The organism is Aeromonas sp. s10 (assembly GCF_040907975.1).
Taxonomy (GTDB): Bacteria; Pseudomonadota; Gammaproteobacteria; order Enterobacterales; family Aeromonadaceae; genus Aeromonas; species Aeromonas caviae.
On record NZ_JBFOCV010000052.1, the window covers coordinates 360,670 to 381,487 of the forward strand.

General features: G+C 63.3%; 17 protein-coding genes and 3 tRNA genes. 14 read left to right on the plus strand and 6 right to left on the minus strand.

The window, feature by feature from the left end; translation table 11 throughout:
- Positions 1-32 precede the first annotated feature (32 nt).
- Complete coding sequence (gene dinG / locus AB5Y59_RS19895) at positions 33-2,105, minus strand: ATP-dependent DNA helicase DinG (protein ID WP_368212547.1); 2,073 nt, start codon at positions 2,103-2,105, stop codon at positions 33-35.
- Between the two features lie 382 nt (positions 2,106-2,487).
- Here dinG and AB5Y59_RS19900 point away from each other — a divergent pair, with 382 nt between their 5' ends.
- The 3 genes from AB5Y59_RS19900 to AB5Y59_RS19910 all read left to right on the plus strand — a co-directional run bounded on the left by AB5Y59_RS19900 (position 2,488) and on the right by AB5Y59_RS19910 (position 5,988).
- On the plus strand, positions 2,488-3,525 hold the full coding sequence (locus tag AB5Y59_RS19900; RefSeq protein WP_041214891.1) for a porin: 1,038 nt from the start codon (positions 2,488-2,490) through the stop codon (positions 3,523-3,525).
- 195 nt (positions 3,526-3,720) lie between these two features.
- Entirely contained in the window at positions 3,721-4,662 is a 942-nt protein-coding gene (locus AB5Y59_RS19905) for a hypothetical protein (protein WP_368212548.1), read from the plus strand.
- A 135-nt stretch (positions 4,663-4,797) separates the two neighbouring features.
- Positions 4,798-5,988: an amino acid aminotransferase gene (locus tag AB5Y59_RS19910; RefSeq protein WP_010675240.1), complete on the plus strand. Its 1,191-nt coding sequence runs from the start codon at positions 4,798-4,800 to the stop codon at positions 5,986-5,988.
- Between the two features lie 79 nt (positions 5,989-6,067).
- On the opposite strand, the gene AB5Y59_RS19915 is transcribed toward AB5Y59_RS19910, so the two are convergent.
- From AB5Y59_RS19915 to AB5Y59_RS19925, 3 genes are all read right to left on the minus strand, one after another.
- Positions 6,068-7,573: a helicase HerA-like domain-containing protein gene (locus tag AB5Y59_RS19915; protein ID WP_368212549.1), complete on the minus strand. Its 1,506-nt coding sequence runs from the start codon at positions 7,571-7,573 to the stop codon at positions 6,068-6,070.
- A 115-nt stretch (positions 7,574-7,688) separates the two neighbouring features.
- Entirely contained in the window at positions 7,689-8,183 is a 495-nt protein-coding gene (locus AB5Y59_RS19920) for a DUF2062 domain-containing protein (RefSeq protein ID WP_102948610.1), read from the minus strand.
- Entirely contained in the window at positions 8,177-8,695 is a 519-nt protein-coding gene (locus AB5Y59_RS19925) for a DUF2062 domain-containing protein (protein ID WP_103242902.1), read from the minus strand. Before AB5Y59_RS19925 ends, AB5Y59_RS19920 begins: the two co-directional genes overlap by 7 nt.
- A 115-nt stretch (positions 8,696-8,810) precedes the next feature.
- On the opposite strand from AB5Y59_RS19925, the gene AB5Y59_RS19930 reads away from it, so the two are divergent.
- The 11 genes from AB5Y59_RS19930 to AB5Y59_RS19980 all read left to right on the plus strand — a co-directional run bounded on the left by AB5Y59_RS19930 (position 8,811) and on the right by AB5Y59_RS19980 (position 18,999).
- Positions 8,811-10,952 (plus strand): DNA internalization-related competence protein ComEC/Rec2, encoded by a 2,142-nt coding sequence (locus tag AB5Y59_RS19930; RefSeq protein ID WP_342040394.1) that lies wholly within the window; start codon positions 8,811-8,813, stop codon positions 10,950-10,952.
- 134 nt (positions 10,953-11,086) lie between these two features.
- Complete coding sequence (msbA, locus tag AB5Y59_RS19935; RefSeq protein ID WP_010675235.1) at positions 11,087-12,856, plus strand: lipid A ABC transporter ATP-binding protein/permease MsbA; 1,770 nt, start codon at positions 11,087-11,089, stop codon at positions 12,854-12,856.
- On the plus strand, positions 12,856-13,854 hold the full coding sequence (gene lpxK / locus AB5Y59_RS19940; protein WP_049636855.1) for a tetraacyldisaccharide 4'-kinase: 999 nt from the start codon (positions 12,856-12,858) through the stop codon (positions 13,852-13,854). The genes msbA and lpxK overlap by 1 nt, the downstream gene beginning before the upstream one ends.
- A 112-nt stretch (positions 13,855-13,966) precedes the next feature.
- Entirely contained in the window at positions 13,967-14,164 is a 198-nt protein-coding gene (locus AB5Y59_RS19945; RefSeq protein WP_010675233.1) for a Trm112 family protein, read from the plus strand.
- Positions 14,161-14,922 carry a 3-deoxy-manno-octulosonate cytidylyltransferase gene (kdsB, locus tag AB5Y59_RS19950; protein ID WP_368212550.1) on the plus strand — a complete coding sequence of 254 codons (762 nt, stop codon included), beginning with the start codon at positions 14,161-14,163 and terminating at the stop codon, positions 14,920-14,922. Before AB5Y59_RS19945 ends, kdsB begins: the two co-directional genes overlap by 4 nt.
- A gap of 209 nt (positions 14,923-15,131) precedes the next feature.
- Complete coding sequence (gene uvrY / locus AB5Y59_RS19955; RefSeq protein ID WP_010675231.1) at positions 15,132-15,776, plus strand: UvrY/SirA/GacA family response regulator transcription factor; 645 nt, start codon at positions 15,132-15,134, stop codon at positions 15,774-15,776.
- A 110-nt stretch (positions 15,777-15,886) separates the two neighbouring features.
- Positions 15,887-17,740, plus strand: coding sequence for an excinuclease ABC subunit UvrC (gene uvrC / locus AB5Y59_RS19960; protein ID WP_029314745.1), 1,854 nt, complete (start codon positions 15,887-15,889; stop codon positions 17,738-17,740).
- A 213-nt stretch (positions 17,741-17,953) separates the two neighbouring features.
- Positions 17,954-18,508, plus strand: coding sequence for a CDP-diacylglycerol--glycerol-3-phosphate 3-phosphatidyltransferase (pgsA, locus tag AB5Y59_RS19965; protein ID WP_010675229.1), 555 nt, complete (start codon positions 17,954-17,956; stop codon positions 18,506-18,508).
- Positions 18,509-18,687: 179 nt separating this feature from the next.
- Positions 18,688-18,763 (plus strand) — tRNA-Gly (locus tag AB5Y59_RS19970).
- 34 nt (positions 18,764-18,797) lie between these two features.
- A tRNA-Cys gene (locus AB5Y59_RS19975) sits at positions 18,798-18,871 on the plus strand.
- 41 nt (positions 18,872-18,912) lie between these two features.
- Positions 18,913-18,999, plus strand: a tRNA-Leu gene (locus tag AB5Y59_RS19980).
- Positions 19,000-19,082: 83 nt separating this feature from the next.
- On the opposite strand, the gene AB5Y59_RS19985 is transcribed toward AB5Y59_RS19980, so the two are convergent.
- Positions 19,083-20,243, minus strand: a complete 1,161-nt coding sequence (locus AB5Y59_RS19985; protein WP_342040397.1) for a phage late control D family protein — start codon at positions 20,241-20,243, stop codon at positions 19,083-19,085.
- The gene (locus AB5Y59_RS19990; protein ID WP_104452358.1) at positions 20,243-20,734 is read right to left on the minus strand and encodes a phage tail protein; all 492 of its coding nucleotides are present in this window, start codon (positions 20,732-20,734) and stop codon (positions 20,243-20,245) included. Before AB5Y59_RS19990 ends, AB5Y59_RS19985 begins: the two co-directional genes overlap by 1 nt.
- Positions 20,735-20,818 lie beyond the last annotated feature (84 nt).

Consider the following 20,818-nt stretch of genomic DNA (forward strand, 5'->3'; position numbering starts at 1 on the left):
GACAGGGGAACGCATGGCGGGCGTCAGCCGTGTCACTCGATGCGTCGGGTGAAGGGGGGGAGGGCGTCCAGCAGCCCCTTGCCGTAGCGCTTGGTCAGCAGGCGCCGGTCCAGGATGGTGACCCGCCCCCGATCCGCCTCTTTTCGGATGAGGCGGCCACAGGCCTGGATGAGCTTGCGCGACGCCTCCGGCACCGTCAGTTGCAGGAAGGGGTTGCCGCCGCGCTGCTCTATCCACTCGGCGGTCGCCTCTTCCACGGGGGAGTTGGGCACCGCGAAGGGGAGCTTGGTGATCACCAGGTTGGTGAGGTAGTGGCCGGGCAGATCCAGCCCTTCCGAGAAGCTGCCGGTGCCAAAGAGGATGCTGGCCTGGCCGCCGTCGCACTTCTGTTTGTGCAGGAGGAGCAGGGCGCTGCGGGACGCTTCCCCCTGTACCAGGAGCGACATCCCCTTGGCCCGCAGCCCCACCGCCACCTCGTTCATCTGGCGATAGGAGGAGAAGAGCACCAGGCTGGCCTCCTTGCCTGCCAGCAGGCGAGGCAGGGTATCGATCAACTCCTGGGTGAAGGCGGGGGCACTGGGCTCATGGGCCATCTTGGGCAGATAGAGTTCGGCCTTGTGGTAGTCGAAGGGGGAGCGCAGCCGCAGATAGCGGGTGCCGTCATGCTCCTTGAGCCCCACCTGGTGGCGAAAATAACTGAAGGAGGAGAGGGCGGTGAGGGTCGCCGACACCAGCACGGCCCCGAGACAGCGGGACCAGAGCCACTCCTCCAGCAGATACCCCACCTCGATGGGGGAGGCGTGCAGCCAGATGTCCCCGTCCTCGCTTCTGGCCATCCAGCGGGCGAGGGGGGTCTTGCCGGTGGGAACATGGCGGCTCAGCATCTCCCAGAGGGCGTAGAAGCTCTCGAGCCGTTGCAAGTGAAAACCGCTCTCCGCCAGCAGAGGCTCGGCCTCCTTGCGACGAATCTCGCCATCCTTGAGCGCCTCGCCGATGGCCCCCTGCATTCTGTCCAGCGCCCGCAACGCCTTCTTGCTCGCCTCCTTGAGGTTTTCCGCCAGCATGGGCAGGGGATCCGGCAGCACCCCATCGGCGAATCTGTGGTGGGGCTCGCCGCCAAAGAGGTGATCATTGCTGGTGAGCCACTGCTCGAGGGCCTTGAGATCCGGCTGGAGAGAGGCCAGGGCATCCTGCAGTTTGAGCTGGGGATCGAGGAGGCTCTCCTTGTTCAGCGTCCTTGCCAGCTTGCCCGCGCTTTGCACCAGCTTTTCCAGCCAGCGGCGGGATCCCTTGATGCTGGCGCTGGCGGCGCCGTGATCCCGGGCGATGGTGGGCAGGTGATGGGCTTCGTCCAGCACATAGATGCACTCGTCCGGTGGCGGCAATATGATGCCGCCCCCCATGGTGAGGTCGGAGAGCAGCAGGGCGTGGTTGACCACCAGCACGTCTGCTGCGTCCATGTCGTTGCGGGACCGATGGAAGGGGCAGTGCTGATGGTGGCTCAGGGCCTTGTTGCAGGTGTGGCGGTCGGCGGCGATGCGATCCCAGCAAGGGTCCGTTATGGGTTTGGGCCAGTTGTCCCGATCCCCGTCCCACTTGCCTTCGGTGTAGGCCTGCCACAGCCCCTGGTAGCACGCTTTGTCAGCATCCGATGGCTTGTGTTTGCTCAATGCGCCGAAGTCGAGTTCGAAATTGGCCATCTCGCTGCCGTTTGCCGCCTGCTCCAGCAGGTGCTCGCAGCAGTAGCGCTGGCGCCCCTTGACCAGCATGAAACGAAACGGCAGCTCGCTGTGACGGTGATAAAAGGGGAGATCCTTGTGGATGAGCTGCTCCTGCAGGGCCACGGTGGCGGTGGAGATCACCAGCTTCTTCTGGGTCAGCCGTGCCACTGGTATGGCCCCCTGGGCATAGGAGAGGGACTTGCCGATGCCGGTGCCTGCCTCGGCCACCAGGATGCGGCGACTCCTGTCATATTCTCCCGTCAGGGTCTTGGCGATTTCGGCAACCAGGAAATTCTGCTCCTTGCGCGGCACAAAACCGGGTAAACCATCGGCAATCTGGCGATAGGTATTGCGGATGGTGGCTTTGAGGCGAGTCGATAGCATAAAGAAGGTGAGGCCGTGTCGGTGTGGATGGCAACAGGATACCCGCAACAGGCAGCCCTGGTCGAGGCAGGGGAGAAGCAGTCGGGTCAGCCCCGGCTTTGCACATATGTTATGAGGGAACAGGGGGTTGCAATAAACCACCAAAAAAGAGGGATTCAGGCAGAGAGTATCGCTGTAAACGTTTTCCCTGATGGGGCAAACATTGTGAGATTCAGCTCACAAATTTTTCCCTGTGACTATGGTTTTCATAAAAAGTTCCAAGTTTTTTCATTGCGGATTCGAAAACCCGGTGATAGTCTCGGCGCCATAGTGATGCAAAGAACATCGCTAACACAGGGAATAACAAGGACTTAGTGTTTAATTACAGTAGGCATTGGAAACTATGAAAAAGACAATTCTGGCTATTGCTATCCCGGCTCTGTTCGCATCCGCAGCCAACGCTGCTGTCGTTTACGACAAAGACGGCACCTCCTTTGACATCTACGGCCGTGTACAAGCCAACATGTACGCAGACCACGACGACACCGACGCTGAACTGGTTGGTTCCTCCCGTCTGGGCTGGTCCGGCAAAGTTGGCCTGAACAACACCTGGTCCGGTATCGCCAAGACCGAGTGGCAAGTATCCGCCGAAAACTCTGACAACAAGTTCAACTCCCGTCACATCTATGTCGGCCTGGACGGTACCCAGTACGGCAAGATCATCTTCGGCCAGACCGACACCGCGTTCTACGACGTGCTGGAGCCGACCGATATCTTCAACGAGTGGGGTGACGTAGGTAACTTCTACGACGGTCGTCAAGAAGGCCAGATCATCTACTCCAACACCTTCGGTGGCTTCAAGGGCAAAGTGTCCTACCAGACCAACGATGACGTAGCCGTCAAGGTTACTGACATCGGTCAAGGCATCAAGGAAACCGACGTCTACGGTCCGAACGTCAAGCGCAACTACGGCTACGCCGCTGCTGCTGGCTACGACTTCGACTTCGGTCTGGGCCTGAACGCCGGTTACGCTTACTCCGACCTGGAAAGCACCGTCAGCACCGCTTCTGGCGACAAGAAAGAGTGGGCCCTGGGCGCACACTACGCCATCAACGGTTTCTACTTCGCCGGTATGTACACCCAGGGTGACCTGAGCTACGACAACACCACCCAAGGCAACAACAAGGACAAGGGCCGTGGCTACGAGCTGGCTGCTTCCTACAACGTTGACGCCTGGACCTTCCTGGCCGGTTACAACTTCGCCGAAGGCAAGGTACTGTCCAACTCCGCCGGTTCTTCTTACGAAGACATCGTCGACGAAACCCTGCTGGGCGTGCAGTACAACTTCACTTCCAAGTTCAAGGCGTACACCGAGTACAAAATCCAGGGTATCAACGACAAGGACGACGAGTTCACTGTTGCCCTGCAATACAACTTCTAATCTAGCCTCTGCGCTGATTTAGTTGATGAACGGCCAAGCTTGCTTGGCCGTTCTGTTTTTTGGCCCCTTCACCACTTTTCGTCCTCTGGCCCTGCGCCATATCACGTTGTCTTCTTTGCACCCTTGGTTCTCCTCTGGTAAATCGCTAGATTATTCAATTTGTTGAAGCAGATTGGCCGACAGGGAAGGATGCCTTTGATCGATTTCACCCACCCCGAGTGGCGCGCGCTGGCACAGCAGTTGCTGAGAGGCGGCCCCCAGGCTGTTCGCGGTCGTCAATGGCAGCCGCTCATCGGTATGCTTCGGGACAACCAGTTGCTGCTGGCCCTTGGCAATCATCACTATGAGCTCACCCCTGCCGGGCACCGCTATCTGACCCGGGAGCTGATGCTGGCGAAGATGGCCAGTGCCCCGCCGGAACCCGAGGAGTGGCTGCAATCCCACGGCTGGCAACTGGGGGAGAGGGTCAACGAGCGGGTGCTGGCGGCCCTGTATCGCAAGGGGGAGGGCCATTTCAGCCCCATCGAGCAGATCGACTTCGAAGACAAGGGGATCCGGCTTTGCAGTGATCTGCCCCTTCGTCTGCGGGCCGCACGGCCGTTCAGCCTGTTTCTCAGCGGCGGCACCCTGCTGGATGCCGCCCCCTGGCTCCAGACCCTGGGGGAGGTGGCGCTGCCAGCCCGCACCCTGGCGCAGCTTGGCAAGATCCTCTGGGGAGAGGGGGAGATACTGCGGGTGATCACGACCGATGCCGTCGGCGCCTTCGCCGAGTTGCCACTGCCCGCCGACGCCCTGCTGGTCTGGTATCCCGCCGAGGATCCCGGCACGCTGGAGCCCCTGATCGCCGCCTTGCCGCCCCAGACCCTCTGGAGCCACCTCACTGCCCTGGATCCGGCCGGGGTCGACAGAGTACTGGCATTGGCCCAGCGGTTGGGGAGACCGGCGAGCTGGTGGTTGCCCCGGGATCTGGTGCCCATCAAGGCGGCTTACGGGGTTCCCCTGGGGGATGGCCGGCCCTGGGAGCCGAGCCGTATCCCCCGTGCGCTGCTGGCGCAGTGCAATGATCTGGTGGAGTCGAATCGGGGTCTGTCGGTCGAGGTGTGTGCCCTGGCACCGGATTGGCACGGGATTGGTTGAGGCGGCGCCGAGAAAGCGGTTTTCCCCTATGGAAGGCAGTGGTATAAAGAGCTGACGAAGCGCTCCCTGGACGGGCGCTTTTGTTTGCCAACCTACTTTGCCAGCCAACGAACTCAACGGACTACAGGGAATACCATGTTTGAAAAGGTTGTTGCCGCCCCAGCGGATCCGATCCTGGGCCTGACCGAAGCCTTCCGTGCCGACACTCGCAGCCACAAGATCAATCTGGGGGTCGGTATCTACAAGGATGAGACCGGTGCCACTCCTATCCTTCACTGCGTCAAGCAAGCCGAGCAGAAGCTCTTGACCGACGAGAAGACCAAGAACTACCTCGGTATCGAAGGCAATATCGAATACGGCCGCATCGTGCAGCAACTGCTGTTCGGCCGTGATGCCGCCCTGGTGACCAGCGGCCGCGCCAAGACGGCGCAGGCGCCGGGCGGTACCGGTGCCCTGCGCATCGCCGCCGAGTTCGTGGTACGCAACAATCTCGCCAAGACCATCTGGATCTCCGATCCCACTTGGGCGAACCATGTCAGCGTGTTCCAGGCGGCCGGTTTGACCGTCAAGTGGTACAAGTACTACGACGCCGCCACCAAGGGGCTCGACTTCGCCGCCATGCAGGCCTCCCTGTCTGACGCGCAGGCGGGGGATCTGGTGCTGCTGCACGGCTGCTGCCACAACCCGACCGGTATCGACCCCACCACCGAGCAGTGGCGCGCCCTGGCCAGGCAGAGTGCCGCCGCCGGCTGGCTGCCGCTCTTTGACTTCGCCTATCAGGGCTTCGCCCGGGGTATCGAAGAGGATGCCGAAGGCCTTCGCATCTTCGCCGAGTGCCACGACGAGCTGCTGGTGGCGAGCTCCTTCTCCAAGAACTTCGGCCTCTACAACGAGCGGGTCGGCGCCTTCACCCTGGTCTGCGCGACCAAGGCGGTGGCCGACGTCGCCTTCACCCAGGTGAAGACCGTCATTCGTGCCAACTACTCCAATCCGCCGTCACATGGCGCCGCCGTTGTCACCACCGTGGTGAGCGACCCGGCCCTCTATGCGGAGTGGGTGGAAGAAGTGGCCGCCATGCGGGTGCGCATTCGCGAGATGCGCGAGCTGCTGGTGGAGAAGCTGGCCGAGCGGGGGGTGAACCAGGATTTCAGTTTCATCCGCGAACAGAACGGCATGTTCTCCTTCTCCGGTCTCTCCAAGGATCAGGTGGAGCGCCTCAAGAGCGAATTCGCCATCTATATCGTCGGCTCCGGCCGGATCAGCGTGGCAGGCATCACCCGCGCCAACATTGATCCCCTCTGCGACGCCATCGCCAAGGTGTTGTAAGAGAGAAGCATCTGCGCCCAGCGCCTTGCTTCAGCCATAAAAAGCCCGCCGTATCGGCGGGCTTTTTCATTTTCCGGCATCAGCGGCGCCGCTTGCTGCTTCCCAGCAGGGAGCCGAGCACCCCGCGCATCAGCTGGCGTCCCACCTCGTTGCCGAGGGTGCGGGCCACGCTCTTGGCGGCGGTCTGCACCACCCCGTCATGCTGGCCACCACGGGGGCCGGTGCGACCGAACAGGATGCCATTCAAGGCATCCAGCAGACCGCCGCCCTGGTCGTTCTGTGGGGAAGCGGTCTCGTCACCGGCGGCGGGCGATGTCTCTTGAAGTCGCTCGAACGCGGACTCCCTGTCCTCCTGGGTGTCGTATCTGCCGTAGAGCAATGAGCCCTGAATAAGCGCCTGGTGCTCGGCCGCGCTCAGGGGGCCGATGCGGCTGGCCGGGGGCGCGATGAAGGCGCGCTCCACCACGCTGGGCCGCCCCTTCTCGTCGAGCAGGGAGATGAGCGCCTCCCCGACCCCCAGTTCAGTGATGGCTCCGGCGGCGTCGAAGGCAGGGTTGGCCCGCAGGGTGTTGGCGGCGATGCGCACCGCCTTTTGATCGCTCGGGGTGAAGGCGCGCAGGGCGTGCTGCACCCGGTTGCCAAGCTGCCCCAGCACGCTGTCGGGGATGTCGGCCGGGCTCTGGGTCACGAAATAGACGCCCACCCCCTTGGAGCGGATGAGGCGCACCACCAGCTCAATTTTCTCCAGCAGCGCCCTGGGCGCATCCTTGAACAGCAGGTGGGCCTCGTCGAAGAAGAACACCAGCACGGGCTTTTCCGGATCCCCTATCTCGGGCAACTGTTCGAACAGCTCGGAGAGCAGCCAGAGCAGGAAGCAGGCATAGAGGCGGCTGGACTGGGTGAGCTTGCCGGCGGCCAGCACATTGATATGGCCGTGGCCCGCCTCGTCGGTCTGCATCAGATCCTGGATGTCCAGCATGGGCTCGCCGAAGAAGTGATCGCCGCCCGCGCTCTCCAGGGTGAGGAGGTTGCGCAGGATGGCGCCGATGGAGGCGGTCGACACATTGCCGTAGCGGGTGGTGAGGGTCTTGGCGTGCTCCCCCGCAAACTGCACCATGGCCCGCAGGTCTTTCAGATCGAGCAACAGCAACCCCTCGTCGTCCGCCACCTTGAACACCAGCTCCAGCACCCCGCTCTGGGTGTCGTTGAGGCCGAGCAGGCGTGCAAGCAACAGAGGCCCCATGTCGGAGACGGTGGCCCGCACCGGGTGGCCCTCTTCGGCGAAGAGATCCCAGAACAGGGTGGGGCTGGCGGCAAAGTCGGGTGCCTGAAGGCCGAGCTGGGCCAGACGGGCATCCAGCTTGGCAGAGGGGGTGCCGGCGGCGCCCAGGCCGCTCAGATCCCCCTTCACATCTGCCAGAAAGACCGGCACGCCGAGGCGGGAAAACCCCTCCGCCAGCACCTGCAGGGTGACTGTCTTGCCGGTGCCGGTGGCCCCGGTGATAAGGCCGTGGCGATTGGCCATGGCGGGGAGCAGGGAGAGGGGGTTGCCATTGGCATGGGCCAGCGTGAGCGGTTCGGCCATGGTGGGCTCCTTGTTTCGAATGGGGGTCGAAAAACAACGGGTTACAAGGAGTGTGGTGGCAGAGGCAGACGATGGCAAGGCACGCCGCCCGAGACAAGGACGGCGTGCTGGCAACCTAGCGGGGGCGGGCCAGTTTGCCCAGTTGCAACAGCAGCAGGGTGAGCAAGGCGCCAGCGGCAGCGCTCAGCACCGCCAGCAGCAGGCTGCCGAGCAGGAAGGGGGGCACCAGGATAGCCGCTTCCTGCTCCAGCCAGTGCAGGGACCAGGTGAGATGGAAGGGGGCTGGCGTCTCGTTCAGCACCAGGCAACCGGTACGATAGGCGTAGAGGTACATGAAGGGGAGTGTCAGCGGGTTGTTGAACCAGACCGCCAAGAGGGCCAGCGGCAGGTTGAAGCTGAAGGCCAGCACCAGGGCGACGGCCACCAGGGAGTGCATGGGCATGGGGACCCAGCTGGCGAACAGCCCGGCCGCCACGGCGCCACAGAGGGCCCGTGTTCCCCCTTGCCAGAGGGCGGGGGTCAGCAGTCGCTCGCCAAAGAGGGCGAACCACTTCTGTTGGCGCAGGGTATCGGGGTCAATCTTGAAGCGGGCCAACCAGCGATTCAGCATGGGCGCGCCACCTTGCGTTTTTGCCACTGGCGCACCGTGCTCAGGCGCCAGCCCGCGCGAACCAGGACATAGCCGACGAGGGCGCTCAGCAGGGCAAGCACCAGGGAGCCCAGCAAGAGCGGCGGGGCCACCGTCTCGAACACCGACACCAGCCAGGCCCAGGTGAAGGTGATCTCGATGTGCTGGGAGGGGTGCCCCAGCAACTGGCAGCCCACCAGATAGGCGCCATAAAACAGCGGTGGCATGGTCAGGGGGTTGGAGAGCCAGACCAGGGCCACCGAGAGGGGCAGGTTGACCCGGCAGGCGATGGCGCCGCCAGCGGCCAGCAGCATCTGGCAGGGGAGGGGCACCCAGGCCATGAAGAGGCCGACCGCACAGGCACCGGCGGCGGAGCGCCGGTTGAGATGCCAGAGATTGGTATCCAGCAGCAGCTTGCCAAAGAGTCGCAAGTGCTTGTGTTCCTTGAGGGTCGCCGGGTCGGGTAGCCAGCGTTGTATGATTCGTTTGGGCATGTTCTGAACCTTGCTAAATACTTGCTCCATGGATCTGCGTCTGTTGTCGTTTGCCCTGGGGGCAAGCTCCTCACTGCTTTGGCCATGGCTGCCTTCATGGGAATGGGGTGGCCTGATGCTGCTGCTCGCGCTTCCTCTCGCCGGTGGTCGTTGCTGGCGGCTGCTGTTTCTGCTGCTCGGCATCCTCTGGATGCAGGTGAATTTGCACTACCGGCTTGCCTGGCTGGATCAACTTGGCAAAAAAACGAGCCACATCATAACCGCACACGTGCAAAGTACGGAGTCTTCGGGAGAGAAAGAGGGGGATAAATTTGCGCGCCTGCTGCTGCGCCTCGACACCCTGGACGATCGCCCCCTCATCGTGCCACCCCTGGTGCGGGTCAATGCCTATCAGGTGTTGCCGCCGTTGCCTGCCGGCAGCCGCGTCACCCTGGTGACCTCTCTCAAGCTGGCCCATGGCCTGGCCAACGAAGCGGGGATGGATGGGCGGCGCCTGCTCCTTGGCAAGGGGATCACCGCCACCGGCAACCTGCGCCGGGTCATCGCCCTGGATGCCGTGCCCCCGGGTGTGCGCGATCGCTGGCTGGCGGCGGCGAGTCGCGCCTGGGAGGGGATGGCGCAGGCCCCCCTGCTGGCAGCCCTCACCTTCGGGGAACAGGGGGGGATCACGGATGCCCAGTGGGAACTCTTTCGCGGCAGCGGCCTGACCCACATCATCGCCATCTCGGGCCAGCATATCGCTCTGGTGGCGGTGCTCGGCTGGTGGCTCGGGCGGCTGTTCGGGCTGCGCGGGGCTATCTGCGTGTCACTCCTGTTCGCGGCCACCTACAGCTGGCTGGCGGGGTTTGCGGTGGCCACCGAGCGTGCCCTCATCATGGTGCTGGTGTGGAGCCTGCTGCGCTGGCTAAAGCGGGACTGGCCGAGCCACCGGATCTGGCTGTGGGCCTTCGTGGTGCTGACATTGTGGGACCCTTTCGCCCTCTATTCTGCGGGGTTCTGGCTCTCTTTTCTGGCGGTGGCCCTGCTGTTGCTGGCGAGCCTGCTGCACGATCGCCCCGGCCTGGTGCGGCTGCAACTTCTGCTGCTGCTCGGATTGCTGCCCCTGCAACTGCTGCTGTTCGAGGGGATGGCGCCCCTGGCGTTTCTGCTCAATCTGCTGGCACTGCCGCTGTTCTGCCTTGTCATCATTCCCCTGGCGCTCGTCGGCGTACTGGTGGCGCCCCTCTCCACGTTGCTGGCCCACGGCCTGCTCTGGGTCTCCGCCTTCGGCCTGGAGGGGGTGCTGTGGGGGCTCACGCAGCTGGCGGATCGCCTGCAGCTCTGGTGGCCGGTGCCCGGCTGGCTGATGCCCGCCAGCGCCCTGCTGATCCTGCTGTGGACGGGATGGCACCTGCCGGGAGGGCGCGCCCTGGGGGGGCCGGTGGCGGCGGCTCTGCTGCTCGCCCTCTGGCCTGCTCCCGCTTCCTGGCAGGTGCGGGTGCTGGACGTGGGGCAGGGGCTCTCGGTGCTCGTCACCCGGGGCGAGCGGGCCATCCTGTTTGATACCGGGGATCGCTACCCCGGGGGCTACAACATGGCGGATGCGGCCATCCTGCCCCTGCTCAACCGGCTCGGCATCCGGGTGATCGACACCCTGATCATCAGCCACAGAGACAGGGATCACGCGGGCAACCGGCAGGCTCTGCTGCAGAGCATGGCGGTGCGCCGGGAGCTCTCCTCCTTCCCCTTTGCACCGGCTACCCAGGCCTGCCGCCGAGGTCAGCAGTGGCATTGGCAGGGACTGGATGTGCGGGTGCTCTGGCCCCTGGCAGCCGGGGCGGGGCGTAACAATGACAGTTGTGTGGTACAGCTGGACGACGGGCGTCATCGGCTGCTGCTGAGCGGCGACATCGAGCAGCAGGCAGAGCGCCGCCTGCTGGCACTGGCGCTGGAGGAGGGTGAGGGCGCGGGGCTGGCCAGCACCCTGCTGGTGAGCCCGCATCATGGCAGTCGCACCTCCTCCACGGCCCCCTTCGTGGCGGCGGTGAAACCTGCCTTCGTGGTGCACAGCGCAGGCTTCATGAACCAGTGGGGCTTTCCCCGCCCCGAGGTGGTGGCGCGATACCAAGGGGCGCGGCAGTGGGTCACGGGGCAGGATGGCGCCATCCTGATCGAGCCGGGGGACGCGGGGCTCAGGATCCGGGCCGAGCGGGAGCAGGGGCCCTGGTACAGGCGTGGCGGCCCCTGGTGGCAGCCGCAGGTATGGGGAAGGGAGTGAGGATCCGGTGAGCCAGCCCGGCAAGGGGCGGCCTTCATTTGTGACCCGGGTTGTAGCCATCGCGCCAGCGGCGCTTGGTGTAGCTCCAAGGTTTGGCTAGAATAGCCCGTCATTTCCCTTATTAACGGCTATTCATGCAACAAGAAACCTCACAAGAGAGCTGGACCGTCTTCAAGCGCCTGCTCGGTTATGTCCGGGATCGCAAGCTGGGTCTGGTGGGCGGCATCATTGGCATGCTGGGTTATGCGGCCGTGGATACCACCTTCGTCTACTCCATCAAACCGCTCATCGATCAGGGGCTCAACGGCAACGACAGCAGCGTGCTCAAGTGGATGCCCTTCTTCGTCCTCGGCATCGTGGCTCTGCGCGGCTGCGCCGCCTTCCTCTCCAACTACTGCATGGCCTGGGTCGGCAACCACGTGGTGATGCGCCTGCAGCAGCAGGTGTTCAGCCACCTGATGGCCATGCCCATGAGCTTCTTCGACCGCCAGAACACCGGCAACCTGCTCTCCAAGGTGACCTATGACGCCGGTCAGGTGTCGTCCGCCGCGAGCTCGACCCTGGTCTCCCTGGTGCGGGAAGGGGCCACCGTCATCGGCCTGCTGGGCCTGATGTTCTGGCACTCCTGGCAGTTGTCGGTGATCTTCCTGGTGGTGGGGCCCCTGGTCGGGATCCTCATCAGCATCATCAGCCGACGTTTTCGCAAGATAAGCCGCCACATCCAGCAGGCGGTAGGTGACATCACCACCTCCACCGAGCAGATGCTCAAGGGGCACAAAGAGGTGCTGATGTTCGGGGGTCAGGAGGTGGAGGACAAGCGCTTCTACCAGGTGAGCAACCGGATGCGCCAGCAGACCATGAAGATGGTCGCCGCCGACGCCATCGGCAGCCCCATCGTCCAGATGGTGGCCTCCGTGGCCCTTGCGGTCTTCCTCTATGTCGCCACCATCGACAGCGTCAAGGCGACCCTGACCGCGGGCACCTTCACCGTCATGGTCACCTCCATGATGATGCTGCTCAAGCCGCTGAAAAGCCTGACCGACGTGAACAACCAGTTCCAGCGCGGCATCACCGCCTGCCAGAGCCTGTTCGGTCTGCTGGACTCCACTCCGGAGCAGGACACCGGCACTCGCACCCTGGAACGTGCCCGAGGTGAAATCGAGTTTCGCAACGTCACCTTCACCTACCCGACCAAGGAGACACCGGCGCTGCGCAACATCAGCTTCAAGGTGGAGGCGGGCAAATCGGTGGCCCTGGTGGGTCGTTCCGGCTCCGGCAAGAGCACCATCGCGAGCCTCCTGACCCGCTTCTATGACATCGAAGAGGGGGAAATTCTGCTGGATGGCGTCAACATCCGCGAATACCGCCTGAGCGAGCTGCGCAAGCAGTACGCTCTGGTCTCCCAGCACGTGCACCTCTTCAACGACTCCGTGGCCAACAACATCGCCTACGCGGCGGAAGAGAAGTACAGCCGCGACGAGATCAAGCAGGCGGCCCGCATCGCCCATGCGGACGACTTCGTCAGCAAGATGCCGGAAGGCTATGACACCGTCATCGGCGAGAACGGCGCCTCCCTCTCCGGCGGCCAGCGCCAGCGCATCGCCATCGCCCGCGCCCTGCTGCGGGACTCTCCGGTGCTGCTGCTGGACGAGGCCACCTCGGCCCTGGACACCGAGTCCGAGCGCCACATCCAGGCGGCCATCGACGAGCTGTGCAAGGCACGCACTTCCCTCGTGATCGCCCACCGCCTCTCCACCATCGAGAAGGCGGACGAGATCCTGGTGATCGACGAGGGACACATCGTCGAGCGCGGCAACCACCAAACCCTGATGGACATGCATGGTACTTATGCCCAGCTGCGGGCCATTCAGTTTGGTAATACTGCCACGGGTAACAAGGGCTGATGCTGGCCAGACTCTGGTACGGGAACAGCCTCTGGCGCTGGGGGCTGGCCCCCTTCGCCCTGCTGTTTGCCCTGATCAGCGGCGTCCGCCGTCTGGGGTATCGCCGAGGCTGGTTCAGCGCCTATCGGGCCACCCTGCCGGTGGTGGTGGTGGGCAATCTCTCGGTGGGGGGCAACGGCAAGACCCCGGTGGTGGTCTGGCTGGTGGAACAACTCCAGGCCCGGGGCTGGCGCCCAGGCGTGGTCAGCCGCGGCTATGGCGGCAAGGCGCCCCATTACCCCTATCGACTGGATGAGAGCAGCACCCCGGCCGAGGCCGGGGATGAGCCCGTGCTCATCGCCAGACGCTGCGGCTGCCCCGTGGCGGTGGCCCCCAGACGGGCCGATGCGGTGCGGTTGCTGGAGCAAAGCGGTGAGGTGGACATCATCGTCACCGACGACGGCCTGCAGCACTATGCCCTGGCCCGTGACATCGAACTGGTGGTGGTGGACGGTGCGCGCCGCTTTGGCAATGGCTGTCTGCTGCCGATGGGGCCGCTGCGCGAGCCCACGACCCGCCTCAAGCGGGTGGACGCCATCATCTGCAACGGCGGCGAACCCGCCCGTGGCGAGTACGCCATGCGCCTGGTGCCGGATACCCTGCGCCGGGTGTGCGACGATGCGCCTCTCACGGCCCCCCTCTCGGGGCCGGTGGATGCCCTGGCGGGCATCGGCCATCCCCCCCGTTTCTTCGCCACCCTGACCGCCCTTGGTTATGAGCTGGTGCAGAGCGTCGGCTACGGGGATCACCAGGCGTTCGACGCCGCCGAGCTGCTGGCCCGCTTCGGCCAGCGCCCCTTGCTGATGACCGAGAAGGATGCGGTCAAGTGCCGCCCCTTCGCCCCGGACAACTGGTGGTATCTGCCGGTCAGCGCCGAGCTGCCCGATGCCCTGGGGGAGGCGCTGCTGCGCACCCTGGGCCCGCAGCCCGGAAGAGGGGACGGGCACCAGGCGCCCTGACGGGGCGCCACCGGATTGGAACAGACGGCCAGCGCCCGGACTCGGGGGCTGGCCCTGCACATTGACATGCCAGGCAAGATCGCCTGTGGGAAATCGTTAAAGGAGTTTCGTTGTGGCACTGGATATTAAACTGCTCGACATCATCGCCTGCCCGGTCTGCAAGGGGAAACTGCACTATCAAGCGCACGCCGAGGGCCCTCAGGAGCTCATCTGCCGCTTCGACAGACTGGCCTATCCCCTGGAGGAGGGGATCCCGGTGCTGCTGGAGAACCGGGCCCGTCACCTGGCGCTGGAAGAGCTGAAGCCATGAGTTTCGTCGTCGTCATTCCTGCCCGTTACGCCTCCACCCGGCTGCCGGGCAAGCCGCTGGCCGACATTCACGGCAAGCCCATGGTGCAGCACGTGGTGGAGAAGGCCCTGCAATCGGGCGCCGATCGGGTGATCGTCGCCACCGATGACGAGCGGGTGCAGCAGGCTCTGGCTCCCTTTGCCGCCGCTGCCGGGTTCGAGGTGTGCATGACCTCAGCGGATCACCAGTCCGGCACCGAGCGTCTGGCCGAGGTGTGCCGTCACTACGGCTTTGCCGCCGATACCATCATCGTCAACGTGCAGGGGGACGAGCCCCTCATTCCCCCCGTCATCATCCGCCAGGTGGCGGACAACCTGGCCGCGGCCAGCGCGCCCATGGCGACGCTGTCGGTGCCGATCAGGGATGCCGAAGAGGCGTTCAATCCCAATGCCGTCAAGGTGGTGACCGACCGGGAGGGGTATGCCCTCTATTTCAGTCGCGCCAGCATCCCCTGGGATCGGGACCGCTTTGCCCAGAGCCGCGAGCAGATTGGCGATCACTACCAGCGCCACATCGGCATCTACGCCTATCGCGCCGGCTTCATCCAGCGTTACGTGGACTGGGCACCGAGCGTGCTCGAGCAGGTCGAAGCCCTGGAGCAGCTACGGGTGCTCTGGTACGGGGAGAAGATCCACGTGGCCCAGGCGCTGCAAGCCCCGCCGGTGGGGGTGGACACCCAGGCCGATCTCGACAAGGTGCGAGCGCTGCTGGCCGGTTGAAGCTGGCGGAACGGCTTTGATGCAATACGGCGCCCCAGGGCGCCGTTTTTTAATTGATTCTTTGTATAATAATTTGATTTAAAACGAATTTTACGAGCAATTTCAAACTTTTCCCGCCCATGGTTTGCCAAATCATCGAGTTTGGTTATGATGCAAGACGCCGTGTTAACCCTAACTGGCATATAACGAGATAAAAACGGGGTGTTTGGGTGATTAATGTATTCCTGGTCGATGATCATGAGTTGGTGCGTACAGGGATAAGACGCATTTTGGAAGACGTCCGCGGGATCAAGGTGGTGGGCGAGGCGCAGAGCGGGGAAACCGCGGTGGCCTTCTGTCGGCAACATCACCCCGATGTGATCCTGATGGACATGAACATGCCGGGCATCGGCGGTCTGGAAGCGACCCGCAAGATCCTGCGGATCCGCCCCGATGTACGCATCATAGTGCTGACCATTCATTCAGAAAATCCGTTCCCTACCAAGGTGATGCAGGCGGGCGCTGCCGGGTACCTCACCAAGGGGGCCGCGCCGGACGAGATGATCCACGCCATTCGCCTGGTTCACTCCGGTCAGCGTTACATCTCCCCGGAGATCGCCCAGCAGATGGCCCTGAGCCAGTTCGCCTCCGCCGACGAGAACCCCTTCAAGTCCCTCTCCGAGCGGGAGCTGCAGATCATGATGATGATCACCAAGGGGCAGAAGGTGACCGACATCTCCGAGCAACTCAACCTGAGCCCGAAGACGGTCAACAGCTACCGCTACCGCCTGTTCAGCAAGCTGGGGATCAACGGTGACGTGGAGCTGACCCATCTGGCCATTCGTTATGGCATGCTGGATGCCGATACCCTGTAACGGGGGCGTGTGGACACCAAAGGCGGCACCGGCCGCCTTTTGCTTTTTGCAGGCTGTGGGCAGTATGCTCTCCCCGTCTTTTTGCATTCATCCGTTGAGTCGAGTTGCCGATGACCCTCTCTCCCGAGCCCCATTTTGACAGCAAGGCATTCCTGAGTGCCGTCACCCACCAGAGCGGTGTTTACCGCATGTACGACAGCGGCGGCACCGTCATCTACGTGGGCAAGGCCAAGGATCTCAAGAAACGGCTCGCCTCCTACTTTCGGGCCAATGTCGACAGCATCAAGACCCGCACCCTGGTGCGCCAGATTGCCGATGTGCAGGTAACGGTCACCCACACCGAGACCGAGGCGCTGATCCTCGAGCACAACCTCATCAAGCAGTACCAGCCCCGCTACAACGTGCTGCTGCGGGATGACAAGTCCTACCCCTGGATCATCATCACCGACCATCGGCACCCGCGCATTGGCGTCCATCGCGGCGCCCGCAAGGTGAAGGGGGAGTATTTCGGCCCTTACCCCTCCGGTGGCGCGGTACGCGAGAGCCTGCACCTGATGCAGAAGATCTTCCCGGTGCGCCAGTGCGAGGATGCCGTCTATGCCAACCGTACCCGCCCGTGCCTGCTCTACCAGCTCAAGCGCTGCGCCGGCCCCTGTGTGGCGGGGCTGGTAAGCGAGGCCGAGTATGCCCAGCAGGTGGCGCTGGCCAAGCTGTTCCTCGCGGGCAAGAACCAGCAGGTGATCGGCGAACTGGTGGGCAAGATGGAGTCCGCCAGCGGCGATCTGCGCTTCGAGGAGGCGGCCCGCTACCGGGATCAGATCCAGGCCCTGCGCCGGGTCACCGAGCAGCAGTCGGTGAGCGGCAACGTGCTGGACGAGCTCGACGTGGTGGGGGTGGCCTTCGAGCAGGGGACCGCCTGCATCCACGTGCTCTTCATCCGCCAGGGCAAGGTGCTGGGATCGCGCAGCTACTTCCCGAAAGTGCCGGCCGATACCCCGCTTGACGAGGTGGTGCAATCCTTCCTGCTGCAGTTCTATCTGTCGGGGCAGGGGGGACGGCAGATCCCGAGCGAGGTGCTGCTGGACGTGGCGCTGGAGGATGAGAGCGTCATCGCCGACACCCTGAGCCAGACCGCCGGCTACAAGGTGCGGGTGGTGAGCCGGACGCGCAGCGAACGGGCCCGCTTCATCAAGCTCGCCTCCATCAATGCCCAGACCGCGCTGCGCTCGCGCCTCGCCCACAAGAGCACCATCACCGCCCGTTATGATCAGCTGGAGGAGCTGCTGGAGCTCGAGACCCCCATCGCCCGCATGGAATGTTTCGATATCTCCCACACCATGGGGGAGCGCACCGTGGCCTCCTGCGTGGTGTTCAACCGGGAGGGGCCGCTCTCCTCGGAATACCGCCGCTTCAACATCGACGGTATCACCGGCGGGGATGACTACGCCGCCATGGAGCAGGCGCTGGAGCGTCGCTTTGGCAAGCAGCAGGAGCCGGACAAGGTGCCGGATGTGCTGTTCATCGACGGCGGCCTCGGCCAGTTGCGCCGCGCCGAGGAGATCCTGGCGCGCCAGCTGGAGTTTCTCGGTGGCAAATATCCGCTGCTGGTGGGCATCGCCAAGGGGGTGACCCGCAAGGCGGGGTTGGAAACCCTGATCCTGGGGGACAGCCACGAAGAGCTGCACCTGCCGGCAGATATGCCCGCCTTGCACCTCATTCAGCACATTCGCGACGAATCCCACCGCTTTGCCATCACGGGCCACCGGGCCAGGCGGGCAAAGGCCCGCACCACCAGTACCCTGGAAGAGATTCCCGGGGTGGGGCCGAAACGGCGACAGGCGCTGCTCAAATACCTGGGGGGTTTGCAGGAGGTGAAAAAGGCCGGGGTGGACGAGCTCGCCAAGGTGCCCGGCATCAGCCAGGAGCTGGCCCAGTCCATCCACGACGCATTGCACTCGCTCTAGCGCTGCCTTTGGTGTGAAGGAGGTCACGCCAGGGGGCATCAGGGCGTGCCGCCTGCGCACAAGAGCCGTGACGCAGGGGGCTCCCAAATGCCATAATGACCGGCATCCTGAGGTTATTGATGGATTAATGGACCAAGGCGGGCGCCAGTTCGGTTGCATCCGCGATCGGCTTGGGGCTACCATGTAGCGGCATACAAGAAGTGGCTGAAAATAATGACAAATATTCCTAACCTGCTGACGTTCTTTCGGATTTTGCTCATCCCCGTCTTCGTCATCCTGTTCTACCTTCCCTATCAGTGGTCCTACATGGCGGCGGCCATCGTCTTCATCCTGGCGGCCGCAACCGACTGGTTTGACGGCTATCTTGCCCGCAAGCTGAACCAGTCCACCGCCTTTGGCGCCTTCCTCGATCCGGTGGCCGACAAGATCATGGTGGCGGCGGCCCTGGTGGTCATCGTCGAGCACTACAACACCGTCTGGGTCACCATCCCCGCCATGACCATGATTGGCCGGGAGATCATCATCTCCGCCCTGCGTGAATGGATGGCCGAGCTTGGCAAGCGCTCCTCGGTGGCGGTCAGCTGGATTGGCAAATGGAAGACCATGATCCAGATGGTGTCGCTCACCGGCCTCATCTGGCAATACGACATCTGGATGGTGTGGCTCGCCTATGTGCTGCTCTACGTGGCCACCGTGCTCACCTTCTGGTCCATGTTCCAGTACATGAAGGCTGCCTGGGGCGATCTCAGCTACCACTCCCGGTTCTAGTCCAAACGGGAAGATGGCCGTTTCTCTGCCACTGGCGCCGAGAAACGGCCATGAGCGCCAAAAGTGTGGGACAAGGGTAAAAAACACCCGAACGATCAGCGTATTAAATGTTTTTGGTTGACTGGGCGGGGAACATCGCTAGAATGCGTTCTCACAGTCAGGCAGTCAGCCAGACCGATGCGGGAATAGCTCAGTTGGTAGAGCACGACCTTGCCAAGGTCGGGGTCGCGAGTTCGAGTCTCGTTTCCCGCTCCAAATTCAGACAATAGAGAGTTCCTCTCTTTTGCATGGCGCGTTAGCAAAGCGGTTATGCAGCGGATTGCAAATCCGTTTAGTCCGGTTCGACTCCGGAACGTGCCTCCATATTGACAAGCCCGCCACGCGAGCTTGATACCGATTGCGGTGCCCGAGTGGTGAAATCGGTAGACACAAGGGATTTAAAATCCCTCGACGTTCGCGTCGTGCCGGTTCGATTCCGGCCTCGGGCACCATTAAAATCAAAGACTTACTAAGGCCACTAGCAATAGTGGCCTTTTTTGTTTTTCATCAGTGTCCACATTTGATCCACACAGATTTATTCCGGCAGCTCTGCCAGCTTCACTTCGAGCTGCATGCGGTTGGTGAAGCCCTGATTGGTGAGGTCGTGCACCACCTGGGTGAGCAGCCAGTCGGCTTCGTCAATCTGGGGCTTGAACCCTCTGACGGTGGTGGGTTGCTCCGGGTAGAGTTCAGGGCGGCCCATCGCCAGGGTGATTTGGAAGTCGGCCACGCCGCGTTGCAGCTTCTCCCATTCAGCCCGGGCGGCCCGCATGGCATTAGCCTGGCTGGCATAGACATGCCGCAGCTCTTTGACGTTCTCGCTGCTACCGACCAGCAGCTCGTTCTCTTGCTTGTTCACCATGACCCCCGGGGGCAAGGGCCGTTCCGGCGATGGCTTGCTCTTCTTCTTGCGCTTCACCTCGACTTTCTTCTTTTCCGCCTCCTTGTTGTCTTGCCAGTAGGCGGTCACGCCGGTGTAGGCATCCCGGTCGGCAACCGAGAAGCGGTGTTGATCGCCATCCCGACGGGTGATGGTGATGGCCGGCAGAGGCTGACCGCTGGCGGTGGTGCCCTGGCCCGCCTTGATAAACAGCAGGCGGCCATTCTTGACGGTGGCGATGCCATCACACTGACCAGCCATGCGGGTGAGGAAGGCGAGATCGCTCTCGTTGGCCTGGTCGATGTGGTCGATCAGCTGGCCCTTGAGTGAGTCACCCACGCAGGGGGTGAGCTGGTAGCGGGCGGCGACCTGGCTGACGATGTCGCTGACTGTGGTCTGGTGCCAACTTTGCTCACGCAGTTTGTTCATGCCGCCGCGCAGGTCTGCTGACTTGCCCCGTATGGTGAGCACATCCGGGGCCCCGCCGTGCTCCACCTCGTCGATCTTGTAGGTGCCCTTGTCGACCAAGGCCTGGCCTTGCCAGCCAATGAGGGCGCGCAGGGTGGCGCCCCGGCGTGGCATATCGAGCTGGCCGTCGCTGTCATCGAGGGTGATCTCGATGGTGTCGGCGGTGAAGCCCCGGTTGTCTGTGATGGTCATCGACATCAGGCGCGGCCTGATGGCGGCCGAGATGTCTTTGCCGTCGACAAGTACCTGGTAAGCCGGTATCGGGTGGCCTTGGCGCAAGGCGTCGAGCGGATTGGTCAGCCCCAAATCTTCGGCCAATCGCGTGCCGAACTGGTCGAAAGCCCCCATCAGAGAAGCCCCCCGAGCTTGTTGCCGATACTGCCGACCAGCTTGCCCAGGCCCAGGCGGCCAAAGAGGTTGCCCGCGGTGCGGCCCAGCAGGGTTTGGACAAGGGATCTGTCGTTGTCATCGACCCGCTTGAGCTTGATGGTGAACTCGATTTTACGGGCGGTGCCATCGCTGAAAAACTCGCTGCGGGTGGTGCTGATGCCCTCGATCACGAATGACCCACGCATGACGCCATCGCCCTGGATCAGGGGGAAAGCCTGACCGCTGTCAGCCATATTGTTGAGCAAGTCGAGGGAGACGGGGCCGCCGGTCACTTCGGGCAGCAGCACCCCGCTCAGGGTTGTGGTTTCATCATCGGGGCCGAGGAACTGATAGGCAGGACGAGCACCGATCCGGTTATTGCCCGGATGGCGCCATGCCCGTTCGTCTTGTTGTGAGAGGGGGGCGAGGGTCGAGCGCATAAACACGAACCAGCCCAGGGTCATCATCATGGCTGTTGCTCCTTAGTTGCGGTCGGTCAGGGAGGCGCGGCCATTGGCAGCGGCCTGCCGTTCGCGTCTGTCCAGTTCGCGGCG

Coding starts and splice junctions, on each gene's coding strand:
- lpxK (WP_049636855.1), top strand. CDS start 12,856: ATGCTGGCCAGACTCTGGTACGGGAACAGCCTCTGGCGCTGGGGGCTG.
- dinG (WP_368212547.1), bottom strand. CDS start 2,105: ATGCTATCGACTCGCCTCAAAGCCACCATCCGCAATACCTATCGCCAG.
- AB5Y59_RS19930 (WP_342040394.1), top strand. CDS start 8,811: ATGCTGCTGCTCGCGCTTCCTCTCGCCGGTGGTCGTTGCTGGCGGCTG.
- AB5Y59_RS19900 (WP_041214891.1), top strand. CDS start 2,488: ATGAAAAAGACAATTCTGGCTATTGCTATCCCGGCTCTGTTCGCATCC.
- kdsB (WP_368212550.1), top strand. CDS start 14,161: ATGAGTTTCGTCGTCGTCATTCCTGCCCGTTACGCCTCCACCCGGCTG.
- AB5Y59_RS19925 (WP_103242902.1), bottom strand. CDS start 8,695: ATGCCCAAACGAATCATACAACGCTGGCTACCCGACCCGGCGACCCTC.
- AB5Y59_RS19915 (WP_368212549.1), bottom strand. CDS start 7,573: ATGGCCGAACCGCTCACGCTGGCCCATGCCAATGGCAACCCCCTCTCC.
- pgsA (WP_010675229.1), top strand. CDS start 17,954: ATGACAAATATTCCTAACCTGCTGACGTTCTTTCGGATTTTGCTCATC.
- AB5Y59_RS19990 (WP_104452358.1), bottom strand. CDS start 20,734: ATGATGATGACCCTGGGCTGGTTCGTGTTTATGCGCTCGACCCTCGCC.
- msbA (WP_010675235.1), top strand. CDS start 11,087: ATGCAACAAGAAACCTCACAAGAGAGCTGGACCGTCTTCAAGCGCCTG.
- AB5Y59_RS19910 (WP_010675240.1), top strand. CDS start 4,798: ATGTTTGAAAAGGTTGTTGCCGCCCCAGCGGATCCGATCCTGGGCCTG.
- AB5Y59_RS19920 (WP_102948610.1), bottom strand. CDS start 8,183: ATGCTGAATCGCTGGTTGGCCCGCTTCAAGATTGACCCCGATACCCTG.
- uvrC (WP_029314745.1), top strand. CDS start 15,887: ATGACCCTCTCTCCCGAGCCCCATTTTGACAGCAAGGCATTCCTGAGT.
- AB5Y59_RS19985 (WP_342040397.1), bottom strand. CDS start 20,243: ATGGGGGCTTTCGACCAGTTCGGCACGCGATTGGCCGAAGATTTGGGG.